Origin of the sequence: Halobaculum roseum, assembly GCF_019880245.1 — an archaeon.
GTDB lineage: Archaea > Halobacteriota > Halobacteria > Halobacteriales > Haloferacaceae > Halobaculum > Halobaculum roseum.
This window is the reverse complement of sequence record NZ_CP082286.1, coordinates 2,105,683-2,129,220: the sequence shown is the minus strand read 5'-3', so window position 1 is coordinate 2,129,220 and position 23,538 is coordinate 2,105,683. Positions and strand designations below refer to the sequence as shown.

The 23,538-nt window shown below is 73.5% G+C and carries 24 protein-coding genes; 18 read left to right on the top strand and 6 right to left on the bottom strand.

The window, feature by feature from the left end:
* Positions 1–15: 15 nt before the first annotated feature.
* The gene (locus K6T36_RS10780; protein ID WP_222921285.1) at positions 16–1,491 is read right to left on the bottom strand and encodes a M20/M25/M40 family metallo-hydrolase; all 1,476 of its coding nucleotides are present in this window, start codon (positions 1,489–1,491) and stop codon (positions 16–18) included.
* Positions 1,492–1,637: 146 nt separating this feature from the next.
* On the opposite strand from K6T36_RS10780, the gene K6T36_RS10775 reads away from it, so the two are divergent.
* The 6 genes from K6T36_RS10775 (at position 1,638) to K6T36_RS10750 (ending at position 7,564) form a co-directional block, all read left to right on the top strand.
* The gene (locus K6T36_RS10775; protein WP_222921284.1) at positions 1,638–2,732 is read left to right on the top strand and encodes a metal ABC transporter substrate-binding protein; all 1,095 of its coding nucleotides are present in this window, start codon (positions 1,638–1,640) and stop codon (positions 2,730–2,732) included.
* Positions 2,729–3,523 (top strand): metal ABC transporter ATP-binding protein, encoded by a 795-nt coding sequence (locus tag K6T36_RS10770; RefSeq protein ID WP_222921283.1) that lies wholly within the window; start codon positions 2,729–2,731, stop codon positions 3,521–3,523. Before K6T36_RS10775 ends, K6T36_RS10770 begins: the two co-directional genes overlap by 4 nt.
* Positions 3,520–4,620, top strand: coding sequence for a metal ABC transporter permease (locus tag K6T36_RS10765; RefSeq protein ID WP_222921282.1), 1,101 nt, complete (start codon positions 3,520–3,522; stop codon positions 4,618–4,620). Before K6T36_RS10770 ends, K6T36_RS10765 begins: the two co-directional genes overlap by 4 nt.
* Before the next feature lie 49 nt (positions 4,621–4,669).
* Positions 4,670–5,371: a DUF8127 domain-containing protein gene (locus K6T36_RS10760; protein WP_222921281.1), complete on the top strand. Its 702-nt coding sequence runs from the start codon at positions 4,670–4,672 to the stop codon at positions 5,369–5,371.
* A 105-nt stretch (positions 5,372–5,476) separates the two neighbouring features.
* Positions 5,477–7,015, top strand: a complete 1,539-nt coding sequence (locus K6T36_RS10755; RefSeq protein ID WP_303651365.1) for an MATE family efflux transporter — start codon at positions 5,477–5,479, stop codon at positions 7,013–7,015.
* 39 nt (positions 7,016–7,054) lie between these two features.
* The gene (locus K6T36_RS10750; RefSeq protein WP_222921280.1) at positions 7,055–7,564 is read left to right on the top strand and encodes a hypothetical protein; all 510 of its coding nucleotides are present in this window, start codon (positions 7,055–7,057) and stop codon (positions 7,562–7,564) included.
* Between the two features lie 45 nt (positions 7,565–7,609).
* Here K6T36_RS10750 and gatB read toward each other — a convergent pair whose 3' ends face one another.
* The 5 genes from gatB to K6T36_RS10725 form a co-directional block, all read right to left on the bottom strand.
* Complete coding sequence (gene gatB / locus K6T36_RS10745; RefSeq protein WP_222921279.1) at positions 7,610–9,127, bottom strand: Asp-tRNA(Asn)/Glu-tRNA(Gln) amidotransferase subunit GatB; 1,518 nt, start codon at positions 9,125–9,127, stop codon at positions 7,610–7,612.
* Between the two features lie 112 nt (positions 9,128–9,239).
* A complete protein-coding gene (locus K6T36_RS10740; RefSeq protein WP_222606633.1) occupies positions 9,240–9,470 on the bottom strand; it encodes an H/ACA ribonucleoprotein complex subunit GAR1 in 231 nt (76 codons plus the stop codon).
* A 20-nt stretch (positions 9,471–9,490) separates the two neighbouring features.
* Complete coding sequence (gene srp19, locus K6T36_RS10735) at positions 9,491–9,772, bottom strand: signal recognition particle subunit SRP19 (protein WP_222606632.1); 282 nt, start codon at positions 9,770–9,772, stop codon at positions 9,491–9,493.
* A gap of 95 nt (positions 9,773–9,867) precedes the next feature.
* Positions 9,868–10,308 carry an SHOCT domain-containing protein gene (locus K6T36_RS10730; protein WP_222921278.1) on the bottom strand — a complete coding sequence of 147 codons (441 nt, stop codon included), beginning with the start codon at positions 10,306–10,308 and terminating at the stop codon, positions 9,868–9,870.
* Between the two features lie 43 nt (positions 10,309–10,351).
* A complete protein-coding gene (locus tag K6T36_RS10725; RefSeq protein ID WP_222921277.1) occupies positions 10,352–11,581 on the bottom strand; it encodes a PGF-CTERM-anchored ABC transporter substrate-binding protein in 1,230 nt (409 codons plus the stop codon).
* Between the two features lie 58 nt (positions 11,582–11,639).
* Between K6T36_RS10725 and btuC the strand changes: the two genes are divergently transcribed.
* From btuC to K6T36_RS10670, 12 genes are all read left to right on the top strand, one after another.
* Positions 11,640–12,782 carry a vitamin B12 ABC transporter permease BtuC gene (gene btuC, locus K6T36_RS10720; RefSeq protein ID WP_222921276.1) on the top strand — a complete coding sequence of 381 codons (1,143 nt, stop codon included), beginning with the start codon at positions 11,640–11,642 and terminating at the stop codon, positions 12,780–12,782.
* Complete coding sequence (locus tag K6T36_RS10715) at positions 12,779–13,663, top strand: ABC transporter ATP-binding protein (RefSeq protein WP_225935100.1); 885 nt, start codon at positions 12,779–12,781, stop codon at positions 13,661–13,663. The genes btuC and K6T36_RS10715 overlap by 4 nt, the downstream gene beginning before the upstream one ends.
* Positions 13,664–13,807: 144 nt before the next feature.
* On the top strand, positions 13,808–14,866 hold the full coding sequence (gene cobT / locus K6T36_RS10710; protein WP_222921275.1) for a nicotinate mononucleotide-dependent phosphoribosyltransferase CobT: 1,059 nt from the start codon (positions 13,808–13,810) through the stop codon (positions 14,864–14,866).
* Positions 14,863–16,161 (top strand): cobyrinic acid a,c-diamide synthase, encoded by a 1,299-nt coding sequence (locus K6T36_RS10705; RefSeq protein ID WP_222921274.1) that lies wholly within the window; start codon positions 14,863–14,865, stop codon positions 16,159–16,161. Before cobT ends, K6T36_RS10705 begins: the two co-directional genes overlap by 4 nt.
* Before the next feature lies 1 nt (position 16,162).
* Positions 16,163–16,882 (top strand): HAD family hydrolase, encoded by a 720-nt coding sequence (locus tag K6T36_RS10700; protein ID WP_222921273.1) that lies wholly within the window; start codon positions 16,163–16,165, stop codon positions 16,880–16,882.
* Entirely contained in the window at positions 16,873–17,880 is a 1,008-nt protein-coding gene (locus K6T36_RS18920) for a CobD/CbiB family cobalamin biosynthesis protein (protein ID WP_225935099.1), read from the top strand. Before K6T36_RS10700 ends, K6T36_RS18920 begins: the two co-directional genes overlap by 10 nt.
* On the top strand, positions 17,871–18,665 hold the full coding sequence (gene cobS / locus K6T36_RS18915) for an adenosylcobinamide-GDP ribazoletransferase (RefSeq protein ID WP_345778295.1): 795 nt from the start codon (positions 17,871–17,873) through the stop codon (positions 18,663–18,665). Before K6T36_RS18920 ends, cobS begins: the two co-directional genes overlap by 10 nt.
* Positions 18,665–19,348, top strand: a complete 684-nt coding sequence (locus tag K6T36_RS10690; protein WP_222923428.1) for an NTP transferase domain-containing protein — start codon at positions 18,665–18,667, stop codon at positions 19,346–19,348. Before cobS ends, K6T36_RS10690 begins: the two co-directional genes overlap by 1 nt.
* Entirely contained in the window at positions 19,345–20,358 is a 1,014-nt protein-coding gene (locus K6T36_RS10685) for an aminotransferase class I/II-fold pyridoxal phosphate-dependent enzyme (protein WP_222921272.1), read from the top strand. The genes K6T36_RS10690 and K6T36_RS10685 overlap by 4 nt, the downstream gene beginning before the upstream one ends.
* Positions 20,348–21,118 carry an adenosylcobinamide amidohydrolase gene (locus tag K6T36_RS10680; RefSeq protein WP_222921271.1) on the top strand — a complete coding sequence of 257 codons (771 nt, stop codon included), beginning with the start codon at positions 20,348–20,350 and terminating at the stop codon, positions 21,116–21,118. Before K6T36_RS10685 ends, K6T36_RS10680 begins: the two co-directional genes overlap by 11 nt.
* A 64-nt stretch (positions 21,119–21,182) precedes the next feature.
* On the top strand, positions 21,183–21,917 hold the full coding sequence (locus K6T36_RS10675) for a cob(I)yrinic acid a,c-diamide adenosyltransferase (protein WP_222921270.1): 735 nt from the start codon (positions 21,183–21,185) through the stop codon (positions 21,915–21,917).
* Complete coding sequence (locus K6T36_RS10670) at positions 21,917–23,509, top strand: cobyric acid synthase (protein WP_222921269.1); 1,593 nt, start codon at positions 21,917–21,919, stop codon at positions 23,507–23,509. The genes K6T36_RS10675 and K6T36_RS10670 overlap by 1 nt, the downstream gene beginning before the upstream one ends.
* Positions 23,510–23,538: the final 29 nt, after the last annotated feature.

The following is a 23,538-nucleotide window of genomic DNA, read 5'->3' as shown; positions in this document are numbered from 1 at the left end:
GCTGGTGGGTGCCGACTACAGGTCCGCGTCGGCGACCCGCTCCAGGAACGCGGCGGTCGTCCGGATCCCGTTCTCGAAGCAGTCCAGATCCAGGTGCTCGTTGGGCGAGTGGTTCCCCTGGTCGGGGTTCGCGTACGGCACCACCAGCACCGGCACGTCCGCGAGCGCGTCGACGCGGCGGAAGAACGCCGCCGGCAGCGACCCGCCCAGCACCGGCAGCTCCACCGGCTCGGCGCCCCAGACGGCCGACAGCGCCTCCAGCACTGGCGACGCTGCGGGAGTGTCGACTGGCGTCTTCATCGGCGGAAAGCCGGTTCCCTTGCGCACCGACACGTCGGGGTGCACGTCGGCGACGTGCTCCTCGAGACGCTCGAGCACGGTGTCGGGGTCCTGTCCGGGCACCAGCCGCGAGTCGAGTTTCGCGGTCGCCTCGCCGGGGATGACGGTCTTGCTCCCCTCGCCCTGATACCCCGCGTCGAGGCCGTTGACCGTGATCGTCGGCTCCAGCAGCAGGCGCTCGTAGTAGTCCCGGTCGGTCGTGAGGTGGGTGAGGTCCAACTCCTCGCGCACCGCGTCGGCGTCGTCGGGGAGCGCCGCCACGAGGTCGCGGTCGGCGTCGGTCACCTCGATGCCGTCGTGGAAACCGTCGACGGCGACGCGGTCGCCGCCGCTGGGATAGCCGCGCTCGGGGGCAGTCTCCGGGTGCCGTTCGGTGAGGGAGGCGACGACCTCGGCGAGTTCGGTCGCCGCGTTCGGGACGGGGCCGCCGAAGTTGCCCGAGTGGAGGTCGGCGTTCGCGGTTTCGAGGTCCAGTTGGAACGTGACGATCCCGCGGTTGCCGTAGATAAGCGTCGGGCGGCCCGAGCGGTGCTGCGGGCCGTCGGCGACGTACACGAGGTCGGCGTCGCGGACGGCGGCCGCCGCGGGGGCGTCGGCGTCGACGCCGGGATCGCGGACCTCGCTTCGCTCGTCCTCGCGTTCCCCGTCGAGGTACGCCTTCAGCCCGAGGCTCCCGCTCTCCTCGCCGCCCTCGATCAGGAGCTTCACCGTCACCTCGGGCACCGCGTCGGCGCGGGCGAGCGCGTCGAGCGCGAACGCGTGGGCGGCGAACTGGCCCTTGTTGTCGCCGGCGCCGGGGCAGTAGACGCTCCCGTCGCGCACCGTCGGCTCGAACGGCGGCGACTCCCACTGCTCGGGGTGCTCGGCCGGCTGCACGTCGTAGTGGCCGTAGAAGACGACCGTCGGCGCGTCGGGGTCGTCGGCGACGCGTTCGCCGTAGACGAGGGGGTAGCGGTCCGTCTCGATGCGGCGGGCGTCGAACCCGTGGTCGGTCAGCAGGTCGCGGACGGCGTCGGCGCCCGCGTCCATCCCCTCGCCCGTCGCGCTGACGGTGCGCAGACGGAGGAGGTCGAACAGCGACTCCCGGTAGTCGTCGAGGCGGTCGGCGACGACCGGGTCGGCGGCGCTCGCGGGCGCGGCTGCGTCGGTCATGGGTACGTCGGAGGACCGCGAGGGCTTCGGTGTTCGGGCGGCGGCGTCGCGTGCCGGGATGTCTCTCGTGCCGAGTCGCGTTGTTAACTATCATCCCACTACAATGGCAAAGTTATTATTCTAGAGGGCTAGATTAACAACCAGAGATGGACATCACTCGCCGCCGCCTGATCGCGTCCGCGACCGGGACGGTCGGAGTCGGTTCGATCGCGGGATGCCTCGGCGGTCGAGCAGGCAGCGAACCGGCGGACGCGGGCCCGACGGCGCAGGGGTCGTTCTTCGTCTTCGGCGACATCGCGGCGCGGGTCGCCGGCGACGCGACCGCGACGGACCTGCTCGTGCCCGTCGGCCAGCACGGCCACGGCTGGGAGCCCGGCCCGCGCGTTCGCGAGGAGATCCGCGACGCCGACCTGCTCGTACACGGGATGCCGGGGTTCCAGCCGTGGGTCGACGACGTGCTCGGTGACCTCGACGCCGACGGGAGCGAGGTGGAAACCGTCGACGCCAGCGCCGACGTGGACCTCATCGCCGCCGGCGAACATCACGTCGACGACCACACCGAGGATGGCCACGACGACGAAGCGCATCACGATGACGACCACACCGAGGAGAGCCACGACGACCACACTGAGGAACACCACACCGAGGAGAGCCACGACGACCACACTGAGGACCACGACGGCGGGGAGGGCGGCCACGACCACGGCGGGATGGATCCCCACTTCTGGATGGACCCGCTCCGTGTCCGCGATGCCGCCGGGACGGTCCGGGGGGCGCTGTCGGCGGTCGACCCCGACGCGGCCGACGCCCACGCGGACAACGCCGCGGCGTTCCGCACGGAGCTGGAGACGCTCGACGAGCGGATCGAGTCGCTCGTCGCCGACGCGGCGAGGGACACGGTGCTCGTCGCGGGCCACGACTCGTTCGCGTACGCCGCCGAGCGCTACGGGCTGTCGTTCCGGACGCTGACCGGTCTCGCGCCCGACGATCAGCCCACCACGCGCGACATCGAGCGCGCCGGCGACGTGATCGACGAACACGACCTGCGGTACGTCTGTGCGGACCCGCTGGAATCGCAGCGGGCGGCCGAACAGTTGGTCGCGGAGACCGACGCCGAGGAAGTGCTCCCGCTGACGGCGATGCCGGGGCTTACCGACGAGTGGGCCGCCGAGGACTGGGGGTACGTCGAAGTGATGGAGGAGGTGAACCTCCCGACGCTCGAACGGGTGTTGACCGAATGAGCGCCGACGCCGGTCCGACGGACGACGGGAGTCCGGCGGGCTCCGACGCCGCCCCGACCGTCGAACTCCGGGACGTGACGTTCGCGTACGCCGACAGACCCGTCGTCGAGGACGTCTCGCTCGTCGTCGAGTCCGGGGCGTTCCTCGGACTGATCGGCCCCAACGGGTCGGGGAAGACGACTCTGCTCGAGCTGATGATCGGGCTCCGCCGGCCCGACAGGGGGTCGGTCTCGGTGTTCGGCGAGCCGGCCCACCGACTCGACGGCGGGCGGCGCGTCGGCTACGTCCCGCAGGACGTGGGCGAGGCCAGCGACGAGATGCCCGTCACCGTCCGGGAGGTCGTCCGGATGGGGCGGTACCCCGGACGGCTGTTCCACCGGTTCGACGACGACGACCGCCGGGCGGTCGAGGCGGCGCTGGACCGGGTCGGGATCGCCGACCTCGCCGACCGCCGCGTGGGCCGGCTGTCGGGCGGGCAGCGCCAGCGGGCGTTCATCGCCCGCGCGCTCGCGAGCGAGGCCGACCTGCTCGCGCTCGACGAGCCGACCGTCGGCGTCGACGCCGAGTCCCGGGAGGCGTTCTACGACCTCCTGGGCGACCTGAACGACGAGGGGATGACCGTCGTGCTCATCGAACACGACGTCGGGGTCGTCACCGAGCGCGCGACGGAGATCGCCTGCCTGAACCGGGAACTGTTCTTCCACGGCGACCCCGAGGCGTTCGCCGAGACGGACGCGCTCGCGGACGCCTACGGGAGCGCACAGCGCGTCCTCACCCACGACCACTCATGACCGGCGCGACCGACGCGATCCTTCCGACCGTTCCGACCGGCGCGACCGACGCCCTCGGCGCCGTCGTGCTCCTCGCGGGGGTCGGCGAGCGCGCGCTCTCCGCGGTCCTCGACGACCTCTGGGGCGGGCTGTTGGACCTGCTCGCGGGCGCGACGGGGATCGAGGTGCTCGCCTCGCCGTTCATGCAGCGGGCGTACCTCGCGGCCGTCTGCGTCGCCGTGGTCGGGCCGCTCGTCGGGAGCTTCCTCGTCCACCGGGAGATGGCGATGATCGGCGACACGCTCGCGCACGCCGCCTTCGCCGGCGTCGCCGCCGGCCTGTTCGCCAACGCCGTCCTCGCGGTCACGGTGCCGCCGCTGTTGACGGCGCTGGTCGTCGCCGCCCTCGCCGCGCTGGTCGTGCAGGCGCTCGTCGACTACGCGGGCGCCTACCGCGACACGTCGCTTGCGATCGTGCTCACCGGCTCCTTCGCCGTCGGGAGCGTCCTCATCACCGCCGCCGACGGCGGCATCGCCGTCGGGATCAACGCGTACCTGTTCGGGTCGCTCGCGACCGTCTCGCGCGCGAACGCCGGGATCCTGCTCGCGATGACCGCCGTCGTCGGGCTGGCGGTCGGGGCGGCGTACCGGCCGCTCGTGTACGTCACCTTCGACGAGGTGGGCGCCCGCGCGGCCGGCGTCGACGTGACGCGGTACAACCGCCTGCTGGCGGTGTTGACCGCGGTCGTCGTGGTCGGCGCGATGCAGATCATGGGCGTGATCCTCGTCGCCGCGATGCTCGTGATCCCCGTCGCGACGGCCGCGCCCGTGACCGGGTTCAGGCGGGCGATCGCCGCGAGCGTCGCCGCCGGCCTGGTCGCCACGGTTGCGGGCGTCTCGCTGTCCTACTGGTACGACGTGGCCGCCGGCGGCACGATCGTGCTCGTCGCCATCGCCGGCTACGTCGCCGTGACCGCCGCGACGCGCCTTCGCGCCCGAATCGCCGCCAATCGTCGGGAACGGAACGCGCGCGGCGACTCCGACGCGACCGACGCCGACGCCGATTCGGGTGCCGAGTCCGGGGCGGTCACGGCCGACGGCGGCGACCGCGCCGGGTGACCGTCGGGTCGACCGTCGCTTTCATGACTGCTCCAGGACTGGCCGCCCCATGGACGCCCGCTCGCGCGCCCGGCTCGCGCTGGCCCTCCTCCTCGTGACGGCGCCGCTGTGGGGGCCGCCGCTCGATCTGACCGGACCCGACTACGCCTACCGCACCGCCGACATCACCGTCGAGGACGGCGAGGTCTCGATGCCGGAACTGGAGTACCGGCGGGGACCGACCGACCGGATCGCGTGTTTCTCGACGCTGGACACCGTCTATCGCGACCGCGGCTGTTATCTCGAGTCGCGCCTGCGCGACGGGAACGTCAGCGTCGACTATCCCGGGACGGGGACCTACGGCGGCGATCCGCACGTCTTCGGTCCGGAGTACGTCGTCTTCGGGACCTCCGGCCCCGTCTACGAGCGGACGGTCTCCCACGACACGACGAACGGGTCGTTCGTGCTCGGAGTCGACCGGGTCGACCCCGAAGTCGCCCTCGACGACGTGGCAAGCGATCCGGAAGGCGCACCCCCCGTCGTCCGCGAGGCGCTTGCCGCGGGCGAGGCCCGCCGCGACGAACCGATCCGTGGACACGACCCCGGACGGATCTATCGCGAGGACGGCGGGTTCGTCGTCGTGTACGAGGAGGAGGTCCACACCGGGTACTCCGAGCAACCCGGCATCGAGCGCGGGTTCGAGGCGATCGCGGTTCTGTTCGGTGCGCTGACGGTGTACCAGGTCGGTCGCGACAGCGTACGGCAGTCGTAACGGCGAGTTCACGCCCGAAGAACGGGCGAACGTCCGGTCCCGGCCGCGCCGACCGCCTCCACAATCCTTAGGCCGCGACGCCACGCGCGGACGGTAGACCCCTCCATGGCGAACACCGACGCGCGCGTGGACATGACCGAGGGAACGGTGGCCCCGCGGCTGTTCAGCCTCGCGTGGCCGCTCGTCCTCGGCAACCTCCTCCAGACCCTCTACAACCTCGCGGACGTGTTCTGGGTCGGCCGCGTCAGCCCCGAGGCCGTCGCCGCGGTGTCGCTCATGTTCCCCCTCTCGTGGATGTTCGTCTCGACGGCGATGGGGCTCACGGCGGCGACGATCGCGCTCGTCTCCCAGCACGTCGGCGCCGGCGAGGACCGCCGCGCCGACGAGGTCGTCGGACAGACGACGCTGTTGGCGATCGGCGTCTCCGTCGTCCTCGCGGCCGCCGGGCTGCTCGCGCGCCGACCGCTCCTGAACTGGATCGGCGCCGAGGGCGTCGTGTTCACGGAGGCGCTGGCGTACATCGAGGTCATCTTCCTCACGCTGCCGCTCACGTTCCTCTTCTTCGCCTTTCGCGCCTCCCTGCAGGGCGCCGGCGACACCAAGACCGCGATGTGGCTCGTCGCCGCCTCCGCCGGCGTCAACATCGTCATCGACCCCGTGTTCATCCTCGGGTGGGGGCCGATCCCCGCGATGGGGACCCGCGGGGCCGCGGTCGCGACGTTCATCTCCCGCGCACTCGCCGCCGCCGCCGGGATCTACGTGCTCGTGAAGGGCGACTGGGGCATCCAGCTGCACGTCGGCGACCTCCGTCCGAACCCCGCGGTGCTCCACCAACTGGTCGACGTGGGCTACCCCGGCACGCTCGACGGCTGGGCGCGCTCGTTCGCCGCGGTCGCGATGGCCGCGCTGGTCGCGCGGTTCGGCCCCGCCGCCACGGCCGCCTACGGCGTCGGCGTCCGCCTGATGTCCGTCTCCTGGACCGTCGCCGGCGCGGTCGGGCAGGCGACGGCGACGGGCGTCGGGCAGAACCTCGGCGCCGACACCCCCGACCGGGCGAGCAGGGTCGCCTGGACCGGCACCGGCGGCACGATGGCGGTCCTCGCGCTCGCGGGCGCGGTCGTCTGGTTCTTCCCCGCGATGGCGATCCGGGTGTTCGTCAACGACGCCGCCGTCGTCGAGGAGGGCGTGTCGTTCCTCCGGATCACCGCGCCCGCGTGGGCCGCCTTCGGCGGGCTGATGGTGTTGCAGGGGGCGTTCCGCGGCGCCGGCGACACCCGCACAGCGATGGGGCTGTCGCTGCTCTCGCGGTGGGGGCTGCGCATCCCCGCGGCCGTCGTGCTGGCGTACTCGTTCACCGTCGTCGTCCCGGGGATCGGCCCCGTTTCGGGCCTGGGCCTCGGCCCCGACGGCCTCTGGTGGGCGTGGACGTTCGGCGCGGTCGGGTCGCTGGCGGTCGGTGCGCTGTGGTTCCTCCGCGGGACGTGGACCGAGGGCGTCGTCGAGCACGGGGCGGGGCCGGGTCCCGACCGTGACGCGGCGACCGACATCGACCGCGACGCGGCGACGGATCCCGACCGCGACGCGGAGGCGACGCCCGCGGCGCTCGGCGACGACGCCGACGGCGACCCCGCGACGGACGACTGACCCGGTACCGTCGTCGCCGCGGCCGGAGTATCCAAGCGGATGGCACCCGAATCCGTGACCATGAACGGGTCGACGACGCGGCTGTACGGCGCAGCGATCGCGATCGTCTCGGGCGTGTACTCGCTGGTGTCAGCGTCCGTCGGCGGCGCGATGACGGGAGCGGGTGGGATGATGGGATCCGGCGAAACGATGGGAACGACCGGCCTCGGGATCGCGGGGTGGCTGATGCTCGCGGTCGGCGTCGTCGTCGTGGTTCACGGCGTGGTGTTGCTGACGCCGGCGGCAGACCGGCTCGGGAGCGCGAGCGGACCGTTGATGATCGCCTACTCGCTCGTGATGCTGCTGCTGCAGACGCTCGGGGCGACCGGAATGACGGGCGGAACGGGGATGACCGGCGGCATGGGCGGCGGGATGGGCTCCACGGGCGGCATGGGCTCGACCGCGACGGCGGGGATGGGCTGGGACCTCGGCATGGTCGCGCTCGCGGCGCTGATGCTGTTCAGCGGGATCGTCATGACCACGCGGGGGAACGACGACGGCGGGATGTGAGCTGCAGAAGCGAGCGCCGCGAGGAACGGCTGCGGGATCGGTGAGCTACTCGTCCAGCCGCTCGCGCAGCAACGCGTTCACGTCGTCGGGCGCCGCGGAGCCGCCGGTCTTCTGCATCACCTGCCCGACGAGGAAGTTGATCGCGCCGCCCTCGCCCGAGTGGTAGTCGTCGACGGCGTCGGGGTTTTCCTCGATTGCCTCCGCGACCGCCGTCGCGACCTCGTCGTCGTCGGCGGTGCCGAGGCCCTCGCGCTCGATGACCTCGTCGGGGCCGAGCCCCTCGTCGAGCATCGTCCGAAGGACGACCTCCTCGGCGTTCTTCGTGGTGACCTCGTCGGTCGCCACGAGTTCGATCAGCCGGGTGAACTCGTCGAGACGGTCGGTCACGTCCTCGACGGCCATGTCGCGGTAGTTGAGCTCCCCCAGGAGGGTGTCGGCGACCCACGCGGCCGCCAGGTCGGGGTCGAACTCCTCGGCGACCTCCTCGTAGAAGTCCGCGACCGCCTTGCGTGAGGTGAGCTTCGAGGCGGCCTCCGCGTCGAGGCCGTACTCCTCGCGGAACCGCTCGCGGCGGGCGTCCGGGAGCTCCGGGATGGCGATGCGCTCCTTCCAGTCGGACACCTGCAGGGCGGGCAGGTCGGCCTCGCCGAAGTAGCGGTAGTCCTTCTCCTCCTCCTTCGAGCGCATCGAGACGGTGTTGCCGTGAGTCTCGTTGAAGTGGCGCGTCTCCTGGGCGACGGCCTTCCCGCGCTTGAGTTGGTTCTCCTGGCGGTTTCGCTCGTACGCGAGCGCCTGCTCGGCGCCCTTGTGGCTGGAGATGTTCTTGACCTCCGTGCGGTTCGCAGACTCCAGCACCTTGTCGTCGATGCCGCCGTCTTCGTCGACCTCGCTCGCCTCGACCATCGAGAGGTTCGCGTCGATGCGGAGGCTGCCGTCGCGACCGGCGTCGAACACGCCGAGGTACTCCAGCACCTCCTCCAGCTTCTCGAGGAACGCGCGGACCTCCTTCGGGTGCCGGAAGTCGGGCTCGGTGACGACCTCCATCAGGGGGGTGCCCGCGCGGTTGTAGTCGACCAGCGAGTAGTCCGCCCGGTCGACGGAGGTGGTGCGCACGTCGAGGTCCGCGGGGCCCTCGCGGACGTGGCGCAGGCTGCCGGGGTCCTCCTCCAGGTGGGCGCGGCGGACGTTCACAGTCCGTCGCTCGCCCTCGTGGGAGAACTCCAGCTCGCCGTCGGCACACAGCGGCGCGTCGTACTGGGTGATCTGGAAGTTCTTGGGCAGGTCGGGGTAGTAGTAGTTCTTCCGGTGGAACCGGGTCTCCTCGGGGATGTCGGCGTCGAGCGCCTTCCCGACCTTGACGGCGGCCTCGACGGCCGCCTCGTTGAGCACCGGGAGGGCTCCGGGGAGCCCGAGACAGGTGGGACAGACGCGCGTGTTGGGCTCCTCCTTCTCGGCGGGCTCGGTAGAACACCCGCAGAAGATCTTGGTGTCCGTCTCGAGCTGGACGTGGACCTCCAGCCCGATGACGGGCACCAACTCGGCCCGTTCGGCTGCTCGTGCCATCGTTGAACCGGGATTTGCGACGCCGCAGGTAAAGCCTGACGGGACGGACGCGGGGGAGGACTGGGACGGACGTGGGGGAGGCTGGAAGCGGACGGCCGTCGTTCGGCGCCGCCTACCGCGCGTACAGCTTCGCGCCGAGCAGCCCCGTCAGTCGCGAGCGATCCGTCGGCGACACGGCGACGTAGGGGCGCTCGACCGGCCCGAACACGTCGACGACGCGCCCGACCGTCGACAGCGACTCGTCGACGACCTCGCTGCCGACGCGTGCCGGCTCGGCGCCCTCGGGGACGCGCACGACCGCCAGCCCCTGGGCGGTTCGAACGACCTCGCCGACGCGCTTCATCGCACCACCACGGCGCCGCGTCAGTCCCCGCGGATGACGCCGAGGTAGGCGCCCACCGCCTGCACGAGGTCGTTCTTGGCGGTCTCGTCGGTGCCCGTGACGCTCACGCGTCCGCGGGGCTCGTACTCCCGGCTGTACGTCACGTCGCGTTCGATCTTGGCGTCGTAGCCGACCTGCTGGACGGCCTGTGCGATCTCGTCGACCGTCGGCTCCGACACCGCGAGGTCCTCGGGGACGCGGCGCCCCTCGGCGCGGGTCAGCGCCGCGTCGAAGTACGCGGGGTAGAGGACGTTCTCGACCATACCGGAGGGGCGGCGCCCGCGCGGAAAAAGGGTGCTATCGGCGGGCGAGATGCGGCGGGCGGGGGGGCGACGGGTGGGGGGCGACGGGCGGCCGACTACCGCTCGCGTTCGAGGTCGTGCTCGCGTCGCCTGCGGTCCTCCACGTCCTCCAGCGACTCCGTCTCCAGGAGTCGGTCGATCTTGCGCTCGAACTGTTCGTCCGTGAGCTCACCGCGCGCGTAGCGGTCGCGGAGGGTGTCGAGGGCGTCGCGCGTGTCCGAGTCGGAGGGCGGCTCATCGGGGCGGGCGTCGGTCTCCCCGGTCGACCCGTCGAGCCCCTCGACCCCCTTCACCTCCTCGTCCCACCACTCCTCGATGTCGTCCTCGTCGCCGAACAGCATCGCCGTGAGCGGGACGACGACGATATAGCCGAACAGCAGCGCCGCGAGCCACCAGTCCTGGCCGGTGAACATGGCCGCCAGCCAGATCCCGGTGACGAGCGTGCTGACGACGCCCGTCGCGTTCTCGCGGAGGCGCTCGGCGGGGCTCGCGCTCATGGGGAAGCGGTCCCGGCAGGGGAAGATAAAACTCGTGGCGCGGTTACCGTTCCCGGCGCGCGAACAGCGCGGAGCCCAGCACCGCGAGCACCGCGAGCGCGACGCCGAACCCGGGGCCGGAGGTCGCGGTCGCCCCGGCGCTGGTCGTGCGCGCCTCGGCCGTCGTCTCGGTCGCCGTGTCGGTGATCGGCTGACTCTCGGTGGCTGTCGCGGTCTCGGTCTCCATCGCGGCGACGGCCTCCTCGCGCGACTGGAAGTCGGCCTCGGCGGCCGCCTCGGGGTGGAATCCCTCTGTCAACGTCCGCACGCCCATGACGACCGAGCGCGGGGCGGGCTGGTTCATCCAGTTGCGGTCCACCGAGACCGTGTTGTTGTTCTCGACGGCGGGCGTGCTCGCGTACGGCTCCTGACCCAGGAGATACGAGGAGTAGCCCGTGACGACGAGGTAGTCGGGCGCGAGTTCGAGGACGACCTCGTCGTTGATCTGCGGGTAGCCGGTCAGGTCGCGTTCGGCGGCGACGTTCGCCCCGCCGGCGGTGTCGATCATCGCGGAGATGAACGTCTCGCTGCCGGCGATGTAGCCGCCCCCGAGCGGGTACAGCACGCGCACGTCCTCGGCGTCTGCGGTCGCCTCGGTCGCCGCCTCGACGTTCGCGTCCATCCACGCGTTCGCCTCTGCGGCGCCCTCACAGTTGCCGGTGAGGCGGCCGGTGAGCGTCGTCTTCTCGCGCACGTCGGCGATCGTCGTCGACTCCCCGAAGTGGAACACCGTCAGCCCCGCATCGCGCAGCGCCCGCACCGTCTCGGTCGAGCTCGCGTTCGGCGCGAGCACGAGGTCGGGGTTCGTGCCGACGACCTTCTCGACGCTCACGCCGAAGCCGGCGGCCGAGACGTTCGTTCGGGAGTCGGCGCCGTCGAGGTACAGCGCGAACTGGCTCACGCCGACGACCTGGTCCTCCCCGCCGATCTCCCACATCGTCTGTGCGGCGCTGGGGTTCAGCGTCGTGATCCGCTCGGGACGCTCCTCCAGCGTCACGTCGGTCCCCGTCGCGTCCGTCTCGGTGATCGGGAACTCGCAGTTCGCCCCCGTCTGTGCGATCGGCGCGTCGCCGGCGCCGGCGCCGAGGGCGGCCGGTTGGTGCCCGGCCGCGCCCGGCCCGTCGTTCGGTGCGGTTCCCGTGGCCGGTCCCGCCGCCGCGGCCCCGACCGCCGGGACCGCCGCGGCGACGACCAACAGCGTCGCGATCAACAGCGTCCGTGTCCGTCGTGTCACGTCTGCAGCCAGCGGACAAGACAATAAATATTTGCCTAATGAAAGCAGCCTTTAGATCGTGACACCCGTCCTGCGCCGCGCCGCCGGCTACTCGACCCTCCTGTTCGCGCTCCTCGTCGCGGTCGTGACGGTGAGCGCGGGCATCGGCCCGGTGTCGGTCCCCGCCAGGACGGTCGTGGCCGTCGTCGTCAACGCCGTCGCGGTGCCGGTGGGCGTCGAGTGGGCCACGACCGCCGCCGGGGGTGGCGGTCCGCTGACCGCCGGCCTCCCCCTCCGCGTCGAGTTCGCCCACCCGTTCGCGTTCCCGGTCTCGGAGACGCACGAGGCGATCGTGATGCGGGTTCGCCTCCCGCGGATCCTGCTGGCGGCGTTCGTCGGCGTCGGCCTCGCGTCCGCCGGCACGGTGATGCAGGGCTTCTTCCGCAACCCGATGGCCGACCCGGGGATCATCGGCGTCTCCTCGGGGGCGGCCGTCGGCGCCGTCTCGTGGATCGTCGCCCCCGCGTCGCTGCTCGCGCTGCTCGGGCCGCTCCGGCCGCTGCTCGCCGACGGCGCCGGCCTCCAGATCGCCGCCTTCTGCGGCGCGCTGGCGGCCGGGTTCGGCGTCTACCTCATCGCGAGCCGCGACGGCCGGACGCCCGTGGCGACGCTGTTGCTCGCGGGCGTCGCCGTCCAGACGTTCCTCGGCGCCGTCGTCTCGTATCTCCTCCTCCACTCGGGGGAGTCGATCCGGCAGGTGACGTACTGGCTGATGGGCCACCTCAGCGGCGCGAACTGGGCGGAGGTGACCGCCGCGGCCGTGGTCGTCCCCCTCCTGACGCTCGTGTTGTTCGCGTACGCCCGCGACCTGAACGTCCTCCTGCTCGGGGAGACCGACGCCGTCGCCCTCGGCGTCGACGCCGAGCGGAGCAAGCGCGTCCTGCTGGCCGTCTCGTCGGTCCTGACCGGCGCGGCAGTCGCCGTCTCGGGCGTCATCGGCTTCGTCGGCCTCATCGTCCCCCACGGCGTCCGGCTGGTCGTCGGGCCGGATCACCGGGTGCTGCTGCCGACGAGCGCGCTCGCGGGCGGGAGCTTCCTCGTCGCCGCTGACACGTTCGCGCGCTCGGGCGTCGCCGAGCTCCCCGTCGGCATCGTGACGGCCGCCGCCGGCGCGCCCTTCTTCCTGTACCTGCTTCGCACCCGTGAGGTGTACGACCTGTGAGCGGACGCGAGGACGCCGGCGACGACCCACGCGACGGCGACGCGAGCCGGGACGCCCGCGATCACGGCGATCAGGACCGAGACCACGACAACGAGCCCCCGATGATCGCCGTCCGCGACCTCGTCGTCTCACGCGGGGGCGAGCGCGTGCTCGACGGCGTCTCCCTGTCGGTCGACCGGGGCGAACTCGTCGGCCTCGTCGGTCCCAACGGCGCCGGCAAGACGACGCTCGTCGCCGCGTGCAACGGCACCCTCGGGATCGACGGCGGCGCCGTCGAGCTGGCCGGCACCGACCGCCGGGAACTGTCCCAACGGGAGGTGGCCCGTCGCGTCGCCACGGTCCCGCAGGAGACGAACACGGCGTTCGAGTTCCCCGTCGAATCGGTCGTCGAGATGGGCCGGACCGCGTACGTCTCTCGGTTCGGGACGACCACCGAGGCCGACCGCGAGGCGGTCCGCCGGGCGATGGAGCGCGCGGAGGTGGCGGAGTTCGCCGATCGGTCGGTGACGACGCTGTCGGGCGGCGAGCGCCAGCGCGTGCTGTTCGCCCGTGCGCTGGCCGCCGAGACGCCCGGCCTCCTGCTGGACGAGCCGACCGCCAGCCTCGACATCAACCACCAGATCCGGACGCTCGAACTCGTCCGGGAGGCCGTCGACGACGGCAAGGCCGCGCTCGCGGCGATCCACGACCTGAACCTCGCTGCGCGGGTGTGCGACCGGCTCGTGTTGCTCGCGGGCGGCGAAGTCCGGGCGTCCGGAACCCCACGCGAGGTGCTCTCGGACGACGCGCTCGCGGAGGCGTTCGGCGTCCGCGCGGCCGTCAACGACGACCCCGCGGTCGGCTCGCCGATGGTGACGGCGCTGCGCGAGGAGGACCCGTAGCGACCCGGTCAAGCGAACTTGTCCTAGCGCACTCACAATTGTTATGCCGGGCGCCGTGTCTCGTACGGGCATGCAGCAGTCATCGACGACCGGCCGCCGACCGGGCGCGGCGAGGACACACCGGAGCGCGGGGGCGGGGCGCACGTGAGAGTCGTCCTCGTCGCCGGAACGACCGAGACCGCGGATGTTCCGGGGATCAGCGCCGCCGGCGCCGACCCGGAGCTGATGCGTCACACCCCCGGCGCGGACCTGGACATCGTGACCCACGGCGAGCCGACGCTCGCGCCGGTCGTCCCCGTGAGTCCGAGCGGCTGTCCGACCCCCGCGGTGGCGACGCGCGCCGCGCGGGAACTGCTCGGGTTCGACGTGGTTTGCGTCGACGCCGGGATCGCGGGTCGGACCGGGTCGCCAGCGATCGACGTGGGGAACGGGCCCGGCGCGGACGTGCGAGAGCCCACGGCGGTTCCCGATGCCGAGGAGACGTACGAACGAGCGCGCGAACTCGGGGCCGCGCTCCCCGACGACCGCCTCGTGATCGGCGAGACGATCCCCGGGGGGACGACGACCGCCCTCGGCGTCCTCCGGGCGCTCGGGGAGGAGCCGTCGGTGTCGTCGTCGCTGCCGGAGAACCCCCTCGACTTGAAGCGGCGGGTCGTCGCCGAGGGGCTCGACGAGAGCGGGCTCGCCCCCGGCGACGCCGCGGGCGACCCCCTTCGGGCGGTCGCGGCCGTCGGCGATCCCGTGCTCGCGGCCGTCGCCGGCCTGACCGTCGGCGCCGTCGAGTCCGGTACCACGGTGACGCTGGCGGGCGGGACGCAACTCGCGGCGGCCGCGGCGCTGGTCCGCCACGCGGGCGTCGACGCCCCGCTGACGCTCGCGACCACGTCGTTCGTCGCCGCCGACGACTCCGCGGGGATCGCGGGGCTCACCGATTCGCTGGGCGTCGACCTGACCGTCACGGACCCCGGATTCGACGCGGTCGAGCACCCCGCGATGGACGCGTACGTCGCCGGCGAGGCGAAGGAGGGCGTCGGCATGGGCGGGGCGCTTCGCCTCGTCGACGAGTCGGCCGCGGCGTCGATGGCCGACCTCCGCGAGCGGATCGTCGACGTGTACGACCGCCTGCTCGCCGGCCGCGAGCCGGGAGAGGACGCGTCGGGTGGGGGGACAGCGACATCCGAGGCTCCGGAGCCCGAGCGATGAGGGGGTTCGTCCTCGGCGGCACCGCCTCCGGCGTGGGCAAAACCGTCGCGACGCTCGCAGCGATCCGGGCGCTCGACGACGCCGGATACGCGGTCCAGCCGGCGAAGACCGGCCCGGACTTCATCGACCCGAGCCATCACGAGCGCGTCGCCGGCACCCCCTCGCGGACGCTCGACGCCTGGATGCAGGGCGAGGCGGGCCTCCGGCGGAACTACCATCGCGGCGAGGGCGACCTGTGCGTGGTCGAGGGCGTGATGGGCCTGTACGACGGCGACGGGTCGAGCACCGCGATGGTCGCCGACCTCCTCGATCTGCCGGTCGTGCTCGTCGTCGACGCGAGCGCGGGGATGGAGAGCGTCGCCGCGACGGCACTGGGCTTTCGCGAGTACGCCGCCCACGCCGGCCGCGACATCGAGGTCGCGGGCGTGATCGCCCAGCGCGCCCACGGCGGCCGCCACGAGCGGGGCGTCCGCGAGGCGCTGCCCGACGCGATGGCCTACCTCGGGCGGGTCCCGCCGAACTCCGATCTGGAGATCCCGGACCGCCACCTCGGGCTCCACATGGGCGAGGAGTCGCCGCTCCCGACCGAGGCGCTCGATGCGGCCGCCGACCACCTCGACAGCGAGGCGCTGGCGGGACTGGCGCGCGAGCCGCCGCGGCCGTCCGAGCGTGCGTCCCGCCCCCCGACCGGGAATCGCGTCGCCGTCGCCGACGACGCCGCCTTCGCGTTCCGCTACCCCGCGACGCTGGAACGCCTACGCGAGCGGGCCGAGGTCGTCACGTTCGCGCCGACGCGCGGCGACGCCCTCCCCGACTGCGACGCGGTGTACCTCCCCGGCGGCTACCCCGAACTCCACGCGCCCGCGCTGGCCGACAGCGACGCCCTCGACGACCTCGCGGACCGGGCGGCCGACGGGCTGCCCGTCCTCGGCGAGTGCGGCGGGCTGATGGCGCTCTCGGAGACGCTGACGACCGCCGACGGCGACACCCACGAGATGGCGGGCGTGCTCCCCGCCGACGTACGGATGCACGACCGATATCAGGCGCTCGACCACGTCGAGCTTCGCGCCCGCGGCGACACGCTCACCGCCCGCGAGGGCGGGACGCTGCGCGGCCACGAGTTCCACTACTCCTCGGCCGATGTCGCCGACGACGCCCGGTTCGCCTTCGAGGTGGTCCGCGGCGACGGCATCGCCGACGGGCTGGACGGCCTGACCGAGCACCGGACGCTCGGCACGTACGCGCACGTCCACCCCGAGAGCGGTGCGTTCGACGCGTTCCTGGAGGCGATCTGAGATGGGGGCCGGCGGCGCCGTCGACGACGGAGCGGACCGGAAACGCGGCGACGGGACGGACCGGGAACCCGGCGACGGCGTCGCCGCCGTCTCGTTCGACCTGTTCGGCACGCTCGTCGACGTGGAGCCGCCCGACGACCCGGCCGCCGCCGTCGCCGACGAGCTGCGCGCGCGCGGCGTCGCCGTCCCCGGCGACTGGGCCGACGCGTATCGCGAGGCGCACCTGGAGTACGAGGACGGCGTCGAGCGCCCCCTGCACCACCACGTCGCGGCGGCGCTGGCGAGCCGCGACCCCGGGCGCGAGCCGCGCGCGTTCGTCGACGACGCCGCCGTCGCGGTCCGCGCGGCGTTCGACCGTCCGGTCGAGACGCGCCCCGGCGCCACCGAGGCGGTCGCCGCGCTGAGCGAGGAGCACCCCGTCGGTGTCCTCTCGAACTGCAGCGTTGCCGGGCTCGTCGCGCGGTCGCTGGCGCGGTCGGCCGTCAACGAGGCCGCGTTCGACGCCGTCGTCTCCAGCGTCGCCTGCGGACGGCGCAAGCCCGACGCGCGGGCGTTCGAGACGGTCGCCGACGGGCTCGGCGTCCCGGTCGACCGGCTGGTCCACGTCGGCGACGACCCGGCGACGGACGGCGGGGCCGTCGACGCGGGAGCGCGGTTCGTCGCCGTGGACGAGGTGTCGCTTCGGGAACTGCCGTCGGTCGTCGCACGGCGATGGGACTGACCGCGCTCGCTGTCGTCGGGACGGCCGCGGCCCTCGACGCGGGGTTCTCGGAGCCCCCGGGGCGCGTGCATCCGATCGCACTGTTCGGGCGCGTCGTCGGCGCGGTCGACCGCGAATGGACCCGGCCCCGGGCCGTCGGCGTCGCCGCCGCGGTCGTCCTCCCGCTGGGATTTGCGGCGGTTGCGTGGGGCGTCGTCGCCGGGAGCGGTACCGTCGTCGCCGGGAGCGGTACCGTCGTCGCCGGGAGCGGTACCGTCGTCGCCGGGAGCGGTACCGTCGTCGCCGGGGGCGGTACCGGTATCACGGGCGACGACCGCGTCGCCGCCGTCGCGACCGCGGTCGTCGCCGGCCTCGCGCTGTTCTCGCTCACGAGCCTGCGGATGCTCGTCTCGGTCGCCCGGGACGTGACCGAGGCCGCCGACCGCGACGCCGACGCCGCCCGGGAGTCTGCGATCGCGCTCGTGGGGCGGGACACCTCGTCGCTGTCGGCCGCGGAGATCCGCAGCGCCGCCGTCGAGAGCGCCGCCGAGAACCTCGCCGACGGCCTCGTGGCGCCCCTGCTGGCGTTCGCGCTCGGCGCGCAGGCCTCGGTCGCCGTCGGCGTCGCCGCCGCTGCGTGGGTGAAGGGGGTGAACACGCTCGATTCGATGCTCGGTTACCCGGACAGGCCGGTCGGGACCGCGAGCGCGCGCCTCGACGACGCGGTTATGTGGGTGCCCGCCCGCGTGTCGGCCGTGTTGCTCGCCGTCGCAGCCGGGTCGCCGCGGTCGCTGGTCGACGCCCGACGCTGGGCGCGGGTTCCCGCCTCGCCCAACTCCGGGTGGCCGATGGCGACCGCGGCCGCTGCCCTCGGCGTCCGACTGGAGAAGCGCGACGCGTACACGCTGAACCCCGAGGCGGCGCTTCCCTCGATCGAGGAGGCGCGCGCCGGCGTCCGGACGGTCGCGCTCGCGGGGGCGCTGGCGTTCCTGCTCGCGGGGGTGGCGGCGTGGCTGTGAACGCGCTCGCGGCCCTGCGTGGCGCGCTCGGCTTCCTCTCACGGGTTCCGGTCGGTCACAGCGACGCCTCGTGGGAGGCGTTCCGCCGAACGCCGACGGCGATCCCGGCCGCCGGCTACCCGATCGGCGCGCTGCTGGCGCTTCCGTTGGCGACGATCGCCGTCGCGCCCGCCCGGGGCGCCGCCGTCCCGACGGAAACGGTCGCGGTTGCGTTCGTCGCGTGGCTGTACGCGGTCACCGGGATCACCCACCTCGACGGCGTCGCGGACCTGGGCGACGCCGCGGTCGTCCACGGCGACGCCGACCGCCGCCGCGAGGTGCTGAAGGACAGCTCCCTCGGCGTCGGCGGCGCGCTGGCGCTGGGGCTGGTCGTCCTCGGACTCGCCTCGGTGGCCCTGCTGCTTGCCGATCTCGCTCGGTTCGCCCCCGTCGCCGCCGTCGGCCTCGTGGTCGCCGCCGAGGTGGCCGCGAAGGCGGCGACGGCGACGGTGGTGTGTCTCGGCGACGCCGCCCACGAGGGGCTCGGGTCCGCGCTGACCGCCGAGTCCGGCCCCCGCTCGCTGCTCGGTGTCGGTGTCGTCGCCGCGCCCGTCACGCTCGTCGGGTGGCCGGCGCTCCTGCCGGGGATCGCGATCCTCGCCGCCGCCGGCGTCGTCGCCGCCGCGGCGCTGTGGTGGGCGCGGAGCCGCCTCGGCGGCGTCAGCGGCGACGTGCTCGGCGCGACGAACGAGATCGCCCGCGTCGTCGGGATCCACGTGGGGGTGATCGCGTGGACGCTCTCGTGATGTCCGGCGGGCGGGGCACCCGCCTCGGGGCGGTGGGCGCCGACACGGAGAAGCCGCTGGTCGAGGTCGCCGGCGAACCGATGATCGACCGGGTGCTCGCGGCGCTCTCGGCCGGGCGCGTCGACCGCGTCCACGCGGTCGTCTCCCCGAACGCGCCCGAGACCGCGGCGTACCTCCGCGACCGCGAGAGCGACGCCTTCGGCGACGATAGTGCCGACGACAGCGACGGCGACGACGCCGCGACGGCCGGCGTTTCGGTCGTCGACGCCCCCGGCGAGGGCTACGTCGCCGACCTGGGTTACGCGCTGGAGCGGGTCGAGCGCCCGGTGCTCACGGTCGCCGCGGACCTCCCGTTGCTGTCGGCCGGGGACATCGACCGCGCGATCGACGCCGCCGGCGACGCGTCGCTGTCGGTGTACGTCCCCGTCGAGCTGAAGCGCGAGCTGGGCGTCAGCGTCGACGAGGAGACGACGACGACGGTGGGCGACCGAACGGTCGCGCCGACCGGATTGAACGTCGTCGGCGACGACGACGGGGAGTACGGCGACGAAACCGCCCTCGTCGTCGAAGACGAACGCCTCGCGGTGAACGTGAATCGGCCGCGGGACATCCGGGTCGCCGAGGCGCTGTTGCGGCGGCGCGAGCGAACCGAGACAACTCCCGATCACGGAGACAAGCAATGAACTTCGACACCGCGCGCGGCACCCCGCGCACGCCCCACGGCAGCAGCGACGACCCCGACGTGCTGGACTTCAGCGCGAACACGAACCCGCACATCCCCGAGGGGACGGAGGCGGCCTACCGCGACGCCTTCGAGGCGGCGCGGACGTACCCCGCGGAGCCGCCGGCGGCGTACCGCCGCGCGGCCGCCGAGTACGTCGGCTGCGACCCCGAGGAAGTGATTCCGACCCCCGGTGGTCTCGCGGCGATCCGGCTGGCGATCGACCTCGCCGTGGACCCGGGCGACTCGGTCGCGGTTCCGTATCCGAGCTTCGGGGAGTACGCCCGCGAGGTTCGCCTCCAGGGCGGTGAACCGGCGTTCGTCCCGCAGGCGGAGATGCTGGAGACGGATCCCGCAGCGCACGCGCTCGCGATCGTCTGCAACCCGAACAACCCGACCGGGAACGCCTACGACGACGGGGACCTCCGGGCGTTCGCGGCCGACTGTCGGGCGGCGGGGACGCCGCTGCTCGTCGACGAGGCGTTCCTCGGGTTCACCGACCGCCCGTCGCTCGCGGGCGAATCCGACGTGATCGTCGCCCGCTCGCTGACGAAGCTGTTCGGCCTGCCCGGCATCCGCGCGGGCTTCGCCGTCGCGACCGGCGAGTGGGGGGAGGCACTCGCGAACGCCCGCCGCACCTGGAACCTCGGGGCGCCCGCGCTCGCGGTCGGTGCCCACTGCATGCGACAGGCGGGCTTCGTCGCCGAGACGCGCGACCGGGTCGCCGCCGAGCGCGAGCGCATGCGCGAAACGCTCGCCGACGCGGGGTACGGGGTGCACGCCTCGGATTCGCCGTTCCTCCTGCTCGATGTCGGCGAGCGCGGGGTCGACGCGGTCGTCGACGGCGCCGCCGACGCGGGGATCGCGGTCCGCGACGCCCGGACGTTCCGGGGGCTCGACAGTCACGTCCGGGTGGCGGTCCGGACGCCCGCCGAGAACGACCGCCTGCTGGAGGTGCTGCGTGGGCTTTGAAACCGCCGTCTCCGAGGCGGTTCTGCGCCTGCGGCGCCCCGACACGCGCTGGCTCTCGACGGGGTTCGACGGGGGGTTCGCCGAGGCGTCGACGGCGTACAACGTCTCGGTCCCCGAGGGGTGGGAGCGGACCGACCTCGACGCGTACGTCGCGGGGCGGCTCGACGCCGCCGGGTTCGCGAGCCCGGGAGACGACCCCGCGGGCCCGGCGCTCCTGACGGGGGTCGACATGGGCCACGCGCGGGTCGCGCGCGCCGGCCCGGTCGTCGCGGTCGCGACCGCGGGGGTGTCGAACCCCGCGGCGCTCCCGATGGACGCCGCCGCGGTCGCGGGCGGCGACGGGTCCGACGGCGTCCCCGCCCGAGCGGACGAGTCGCCCCGCGTCGACGCCGCCGACCGCCCGGGTCGCGGCACGGTGAACGTCCTCGTCGCGACGACGCGGCGCCTCGACGACGGCGCGCTCGCGAACCTCGTCGCGGTCGCCGCCGAGGCGAAGGCGGCGACGCTGCTGTCGGCGACGGGGTTCCCGGGGACGACGACCGACGCGGTCGTCGCCGGCAGCGCCCGCGACGGCGAGCCCGCGGCGTTCTCGGGGAGCGCGACGCCCGTGGGCAGCGCCGCGCGGGCGTGCGTCCGCGACGCGGTCCGCGCGAGCCTCGACTCGCGGTACGCCGCCGGCGACGTGCCGCTGCCCGACTCCGTCGACGACGCGGAGTACGGCGTCGTCACCGACCGCGAGACGGAGGTGACGCGGCCGTGAGTCGCCGGCGAGCCGGCCGAAGCGACCCGGAAGCGTTTGCCGACCCACACCGTAGGAGCCACCCATGACCGACCAGAACACCGCGGACGACGACGGAACCCGTACCGACGACCGAGAGGAGGACCACAACGAGACCCCCCGCGCCCGGACGCCGGGGAAGGGCGTCACCCCTGCCGCCCGCGACATCGAGCCCGCCGCGCCCGAGGAGTTCGGGCTGGTGCAGACGTGGTGGGGCGACGGGAAGGGGAAGACGACGGCCGCGCTGGGGATGGCGTTCCGCGCGGCGGGCCACGGCTACCGCGTGCACCTCCTCCAGTTCATGAAGGGTGGCGCCGACAGCGTCGAGGACGTCCGCGGCGAGTACAACGCCATCGCGGCGCTGCCGGGGATCAGCTACGAGAACTCCGGCCACTACGGCTGGCACGGGATGGCCGACGGCTCCGACGAGACCGACCACGCCGCCCGCGCGGCCGCGGGGTTCGAACGCGCGCGAGAGCTGGTCGATGGGTGGAGCGAGGTCGACCTCACCGAGCCGCTGCCCCTCGACGGAGACCCCGAGGACGGCGCACACATGCTCGTGCTCGACGAGATGGTGTACGCCGCCAACCGCGAGCTGGTGGACCCCGACGACCTGCTTGAGTTGATCGAGTCGAAGCCCGACCCCCTCGAACTCGTGCTCACGGGCGGCCACGAGGAGCCCGAGTACCTGCGCGAGGCGTCCGACCTGATCACCAACGTCCGCAAGGTGAAGCACCCGTTCGACGACGGCCACCGCGCCCGCAAGGGTACCGAGTACTGATGGACGGGAGCGAGCGCGCGAGCGCGGAGGGCGGCGACGACGCCGTCACCCTCCTCGTCGGCGGCACCGCGAGCCACGTCGGCAAGAGCACCGTCGTGGCCGGGCTGTGTCGCCGCCTCGCCGACGCGGGTGTCTCGGTCGCGCCGTTCAAGGCCCAGAACATGAGCAACAACGCCCGCGCGGCGCGCACGCCCGACGGCGAGTGGGGCGAGATCGGCGTCTCCCAGTACGTGCAGTCGCGCGCGGCCGGGGTCACGCCGACGACGGACGCGAACCCCGTCCTGCTCAAACCCCGCGGGGAAGGCGAGAGCCAGCTCGTGATCGACGGCGAGGCGGTCGGGCACTTCGCGGCCGGCACGTACTACGACGAGCACTGGGATCGGGCGCGGACGGCCGCCCTCGAGGCCCACGGGCGACTCGCGGCCGCCCACGACGTGATCGTCGCCGAGGGCGCCGGCTCCGTCGCGGAGATCAACCTCCACGACCGCGACCTCGCGAACGTCGAGACCGCCCGCTTCGCGGACGCGTCGATCCTCCTGTTGGGCGACATCGAACGCGGCGGCGTGTTCGCCAGCCTCTACGGGACGCTGGAGCTCATGCCCGCGGACCTCCGCGAGCGCGTCGTCGGGACCGTGATCACGAAGTTCCGCGGCGACCCCGCGATCCTCGAACCCGGGCTGGAGGACCTCGAATCGCGCACCCGCGTCCCGGTGCTCGGAGTGCTCCCGTACGACGACCCCGGGCTCCCCGAGGAGGACAGCGTGTCGCTGCCCGCCGACGGCGAGCGGGCGGTCGTCGGCGACGACGACGGCGTCGACGACGCGGCCGCGGTGACCGTCGCGGTGCCGCGGTTCCCGCGCGTCTCCAACTTCTCGGACCTGGAGCCGCTGGCGCGCACGCCCGGCGTTCGAGTCGCGTACGTCCCCCTCGACGACGACCTCGGGGACGCCGACGCGGTGGTGCTGCCGGGCACCAAGAACACGGTCGACGACCTGCTGGCGCTGCGGGCGGCGGGCTTCGGCGACCGCCTCCGGACGTTCGACGGGCCCGTCGTCGGCGTCTGTGGCGGCTACCAGATGCTCGGCGAGCGCGTCACGAACGCCGCGATCGAGGGGACCGGCGACGCCGACGAGGTCGCCGGGATCGGGCTGCTCCCGGTGGAGACGCGCTTCTCGACGGACAAGCGGGTCCGGGAGACGACCGTCTCCGTCGACGGCGCCGGTCCGCTCGCGGGGGCCGACGGGACGGTGTCGGGGTACGAGATCCACATGGGACGGACTGAACCGGTCGACTCGGACGCCGTCGCGACGCCGCTGGAGCCGGGGAGCGCGGCCGTCGGCGACGTGGTCGGGACGTACCTCCACGACGTGTTCTCCGCCGACCCCGTCCGGGAGGCGTTCGTCGACGCCGTCTTCGCGCACGCGGGCCTGACGCGCCCCGGTGGGGCGGCCGACGCCCGCGATCCCTACGAGGCGGCCGCCGACCTCGTCGCCGAGTTGGACCTCGCGACGCTGTTCGGCGACGCGGTGTCCCTCGACGCCGGGGCGATCGGGGACGCGTCAGCGGGCTCGGCGGTCGACCCGGACCGGTAGCCCTTTTCGCGCGGGCGGCCGAGGCCGGG

Excerpts from the sequence above, each read along its gene's own strand:
- K6T36_RS10780 (WP_222921285.1), bottom strand. The coding sequence starts at position 1,491 with ATGACCGACGCAGCCGCGCCCGCGAGCGCCGCCGACCCGGTCGTCGCC.
- K6T36_RS10775 (WP_222921284.1), top strand. The coding sequence starts at position 1,638 with ATGGACATCACTCGCCGCCGCCTGATCGCGTCCGCGACCGGGACGGTC.
- K6T36_RS10770 (WP_222921283.1), top strand. The coding sequence starts at position 2,729 with ATGAGCGCCGACGCCGGTCCGACGGACGACGGGAGTCCGGCGGGCTCC.
- K6T36_RS10765 (WP_222921282.1), top strand. The coding sequence starts at position 3,520 with ATGACCGGCGCGACCGACGCGATCCTTCCGACCGTTCCGACCGGCGCG.
- K6T36_RS10760 (WP_222921281.1), top strand. The coding sequence starts at position 4,670 with ATGGACGCCCGCTCGCGCGCCCGGCTCGCGCTGGCCCTCCTCCTCGTG.
- K6T36_RS10755 (WP_303651365.1), top strand. The coding sequence starts at position 5,477 with ATGGCGAACACCGACGCGCGCGTGGACATGACCGAGGGAACGGTGGCC.
- K6T36_RS10750 (WP_222921280.1), top strand. The coding sequence starts at position 7,055 with ATGGCACCCGAATCCGTGACCATGAACGGGTCGACGACGCGGCTGTAC.
- gatB (WP_222921279.1), bottom strand. The coding sequence starts at position 9,127 with ATGGCACGAGCAGCCGAACGGGCCGAGTTGGTGCCCGTCATCGGGCTG.
- K6T36_RS10740 (WP_222606633.1), bottom strand. The coding sequence starts at position 9,470 with ATGAAGCGCGTCGGCGAGGTCGTTCGAACCGCCCAGGGGCTGGCGGTC.
- srp19 (WP_222606632.1), bottom strand. The coding sequence starts at position 9,772 with ATGGTCGAGAACGTCCTCTACCCCGCGTACTTCGACGCGGCGCTGACC.
- K6T36_RS10730 (WP_222921278.1), bottom strand. The coding sequence starts at position 10,308 with ATGAGCGCGAGCCCCGCCGAGCGCCTCCGCGAGAACGCGACGGGCGTC.
- K6T36_RS10705 (WP_222921274.1), top strand. The coding sequence starts at position 14,863 with ATGAGGGGGTTCGTCCTCGGCGGCACCGCCTCCGGCGTGGGCAAAACC.
- K6T36_RS10700 (WP_222921273.1), top strand. The coding sequence starts at position 16,163 with ATGGGGGCCGGCGGCGCCGTCGACGACGGAGCGGACCGGAAACGCGGC.
- K6T36_RS18920 (WP_225935099.1), top strand. The coding sequence starts at position 16,873 with ATGGGACTGACCGCGCTCGCTGTCGTCGGGACGGCCGCGGCCCTCGAC.
- K6T36_RS10690 (WP_222923428.1), top strand. The coding sequence starts at position 18,665 with ATGTCCGGCGGGCGGGGCACCCGCCTCGGGGCGGTGGGCGCCGACACG.
- K6T36_RS10685 (WP_222921272.1), top strand. The coding sequence starts at position 19,345 with ATGAACTTCGACACCGCGCGCGGCACCCCGCGCACGCCCCACGGCAGC.
- K6T36_RS10675 (WP_222921270.1), top strand. The coding sequence starts at position 21,183 with ATGACCGACCAGAACACCGCGGACGACGACGGAACCCGTACCGACGAC.
- K6T36_RS10670 (WP_222921269.1), top strand. The coding sequence starts at position 21,917 with ATGGACGGGAGCGAGCGCGCGAGCGCGGAGGGCGGCGACGACGCCGTC.